The organism is Microbacterium sp. BF1, from assembly GCF_019279095.1.
In the GTDB taxonomy this organism is placed as follows: domain Bacteria; phylum Actinomycetota; class Actinomycetes; order Actinomycetales; family Microbacteriaceae; genus Microbacterium; species Microbacterium maritypicum.
The window spans coordinates 1-3,159 of the sequence record NZ_JAGYWT010000285.1 but is presented as its reverse complement, the minus strand read 5'-3'; the positions used below and the strand labels follow the sequence as shown (position 1 = coordinate 3,159).

Below are 3,159 nucleotides of genomic sequence, written 5' to 3'. Positions count from 1 at the left end.
GGCGTCACTCGGCTCGGGCCGCGACCCCGACGGCCTCGCCGACGGAGAGGTGTACGGCATCTACGCCGACCCTTCCGCCTGGTCCACCGGCGCGGGTCATGCCCTGCTCATAGCCGCCGAGCAGCGGATCACCGAGGCCGGTCACGACCGCGCCTACCTGTGGGTGCTCGACGGCAACGAGCGCGCCGACGCCTTCTACGCCCGTCACGGCTGGCTCGAAGACGGCGCGATCAAGATCGAGGAGCGTCCTCGGTTCACCCTGCGCGAGCACCGCCGCGTGAAGACACTCGCCGCATGAACACGATCCCCGCGTGAAGGTCCTGACCGCCTGAGGGCACGCCGCCGGCCGCCGCCTCAGTCGAGTGCGCTCATCACGTGCTTGATGCGGGTGTAGTCGTCGAAACCGTACTGCGACAGATCCTTGCCGTAGCCGGAGTGCTTGAATCCGCCGTGCGGCATGTCCGACACGAACGGGATGTGGGTGTTGATCCACACGCAGCCGAAATCGAGATCACGCGAGAAGCGCATCGCCCTGGCATGATCGGTCGTCCACACCGACGCGGCGAGCGCGTAGGGCACGTCGTTGGCCATCTCCAGGGCCTCGGCGTCCTCGGAGAACGCCTGCACCGTGAGCACCGGTCCGAAGATCTCTCTCTGCACGACCTCGTCGTCCTGTCGCACGCCCGACACGATCGTGGGCTCCCAGAAGTAGCCGCGGTCGCCCTGGCGGCGTCCGCCGGTCTCGATCGTCGCGTGCGCGGGCAGACGGTCGATGAAGCCCTGCACCTGGGCGAGTTGTGCCGCACTGCTCAGCGGGCCGTACAGCACCCCCTCCTCGCGCGGGCCGCCGGTGCGGGCGTGGGTCTTCGCCCTGGCGACCAGCGCGGCGATCAGCTCGTCGTGCCGCGAGGCGTGCACCAGCACCCGGGTGGCGGCGGTGCAGTCCTGTCCGCCGTTGAAGAACGCGCCGGTGATGATGCCCTCGACGGCCTTGTCGATCGACGCATCGGCGAACACGATCGCCGGAGCCTTGCCGCCGAGCTCGAGGTGCACGCGCTTGACGTCGTCGGCCGCCGAACGTGCGACCGCCATACCCGCACGCACCGAACCGGTGATGGCGACCATCTGCGGCGTGGGGTGCTCCACGAGCGCGACACCCGTGTCCCTGTCTCCGAGCACGACGTTGAGAGTGCCGGCCGGCGTGTGCAGCGCGACGATCTCGGCGAGCAGCAGGGTGGTGAGCGGCGTCGACTCCGCGGGCTTCAGCACGACCGTGTTGCCAGCGGCGAGCGCGGGAGCGATCTTCCACACCGCCATGTTCAGCGGGTAGTTCCACGGCGTGACCTGGCCGATCACGCCGACGGGTTCGCGCCGCACGAAGGAGGTGTGACCGGCGAGGTACTCCCCCGCAGCCCTGCCCTCGAGGCTTCGCGCCGCACCCGCGAAGAAGCGCAGCTGATCGACGGACTGCATGATCTCGTCCGCGACGAGGCTGGCCCGCGGCTTGCCGGTGTCCTGCGACTCGAGGTCGGCGAACTCCTCCGCTCGCGCCTCCATCTCGTCGGCGATGCGGAACAGCGCCAGCTGCCGTTCGCCGGGCGTGGTGTCGCGCCAGATCGGGAAGGCGGCGGATGCGGCGGCGTAGGCGGCATCCACGTCGCTGCCGTCCGATACCGGGAGCTCCCCGTAGGTCTCTTCGGTGACAGGATCGACGAGCGGCATGCGGTCGGCGCCGCTCGCGGGCACATAGCGGCCGCCGATGAAGTTCTGCAGCGGCGCGGAGTTCTTCAGGAGGTGACTGGACATGGGGTCATCGTATCGACATCCGTACGGAATCTGAAGATCTGATCAGACGAAACAACTGAATCGGTTGCAGAATGCAGAACCGGCTGACAATATCGACACATGAGCACGAAGCCGTCCCAGCCTGCCCTTGATGACATCTCGAAGCGCATCGTCGAACTGCTGCAGGAAGACGGCCGCCGCCCCTACGCAGAGATCGCGCGCGAGGTCGGGCTGAGCGAAGCGGCGGCTCGCCAGCGCGTGCAGCGGATGACCGAGGCCGGCATCATCCAGATCGTCGCCGTCACCGACCCCATGCAGCTCGGCTTCCACCGCATGTCGATGATCGGCATCCGCGTCTCGGGCGACCCGCGCGAGATCGCCGAGGAGCTCACCACGATCCCCGAGCTGGCGTATGTGGTCGTCACGCTCGGCACCTTCGACATCCTCGTCGAGGCCGTGTGCGAGAACGACGAGCACCTGATCGATCTCATCGCGACCCGCATCCGCACCATCCCGGGCATCACCCACACCGAGAGCATGCTCTACGCAGGCCTCTACAAAGACCTCTACAACTGGGGCACGCGCTGAGGCGCGCCCCGCACACAACGGAGAGAACAATGGGCACCACCGTCTTCGAACGCCAGCCGCCGTCGCCGTCCGTCATCGACGCCTCGCTCCGCGACACCGACCTGCGGGTGTTCTGGCTCGACGACGTGGATCGGCCGACGCACCCCCGCCTCAACGGCACGGTCCGCGCCGACCTCGCGATCGTCGGCGGCGGGTACGCCGTCCACAGGCCGGCGTATCCCACGACCACGATGTCCACGTCGTCGGTCCTCATGCTGCCTCCCGGTCTCGGATCCAGTCTCCCAGCACGGGCGACTGCGGCCGCCGGGTAGGCTGGAGGGGTGACCATGGAGATCGAGCTCGGCCGAGGAAAGCGTGCACGTCGCGCGTACACGTTCGATGACATCGCGGTGGTGCCTTCCCGGCGCACGCGCAACCCGGAGGATGTGTCCACCGCCTGGACGATCGACGCCTTCGGCTTCGGGATCCCGGTGCTCGGAGCACCGATGGACTCGGTGGTGAGCCCGCAGACGGCGATCATGCTCGGTCAGCTCGGCGGTCTGGGCGTGCTCGACCTCGAGGGTCTGTGGACGCGCTACGAGAACCCCGAGCCGCTGCTGGCGGAGATCGCCGGCCTCGACGCGGCGACGGCCACCGTCCGCATGCAGGAGCTGTACTCCGAGCCGATCAGGCCCGAGCTCATCACCCGTCGCCTCGCCGAGATCCGCGAGGCCGGCGTCACCGTCGCCGGGCCCCTCACCCCCCAGCGCACCCAGGAGTTCTACGACACCGTCGCCGCCGCCGGCG

The 3,159-nt window shown here is 68.7% G+C and carries 5 protein-coding genes; 4 read left to right on the top strand and 1 reads right to left on the bottom strand.

Annotated elements, in window-relative coordinates; genetic code table 11:
- Positions 1 to 298: N-acetyltransferase (locus KZA10_RS10590; protein ID WP_218682850.1), on the top strand; the 298-nt coding region annotated here is incomplete at its 5' end.
- 56 nt (positions 299 to 354) lie between these two features.
- Here the strand turns inward: KZA10_RS10590 and KZA10_RS10585 are convergent.
- Entirely contained in the window at positions 355 to 1,806 is a 1,452-nt protein-coding gene (locus KZA10_RS10585; protein WP_218682849.1) for a gamma-aminobutyraldehyde dehydrogenase, read from the bottom strand.
- A gap of 99 nt (positions 1,807 to 1,905) precedes the next feature.
- Here KZA10_RS10585 and KZA10_RS10580 point away from each other — a divergent pair, with 99 nt between their 5' ends.
- The 3 genes from KZA10_RS10580 to KZA10_RS10570 all read left to right on the top strand — a co-directional run.
- Complete coding sequence (locus KZA10_RS10580; protein ID WP_017829446.1) at positions 1,906 to 2,373, top strand: Lrp/AsnC family transcriptional regulator; 468 nt, start codon at positions 1,906 to 1,908, stop codon at positions 2,371 to 2,373.
- Positions 2,374 to 2,402: 29 nt separating this feature from the next.
- Positions 2,403 to 2,684, top strand: a complete 282-nt coding sequence (locus KZA10_RS18025) for a hypothetical protein (RefSeq protein WP_256934703.1) — start codon at positions 2,403 to 2,405, stop codon at positions 2,682 to 2,684.
- 15 nt (positions 2,685 to 2,699) lie between these two features.
- A partial coding sequence (locus tag KZA10_RS10570; protein WP_218682852.1) for an IMP dehydrogenase occupies positions 2,700 to 3,159 on the top strand: 460 nt, incomplete at its 3' end.

Bases quoted from the DNA above. Each gene is read 5' to 3' on its own strand.
- KZA10_RS10580 (WP_017829446.1), top strand. From the start codon at position 1,906: ATGAGCACGAAGCCGTCCCAGCCTGCCCTTGATGACATCTCGAAGCGC.
- KZA10_RS18025 (WP_256934703.1), top strand. From the start codon at position 2,403: ATGGGCACCACCGTCTTCGAACGCCAGCCGCCGTCGCCGTCCGTCATC.
- KZA10_RS10585 (WP_218682849.1), bottom strand. From the start codon at position 1,806: ATGTCCAGTCACCTCCTGAAGAACTCCGCGCCGCTGCAGAACTTCATC.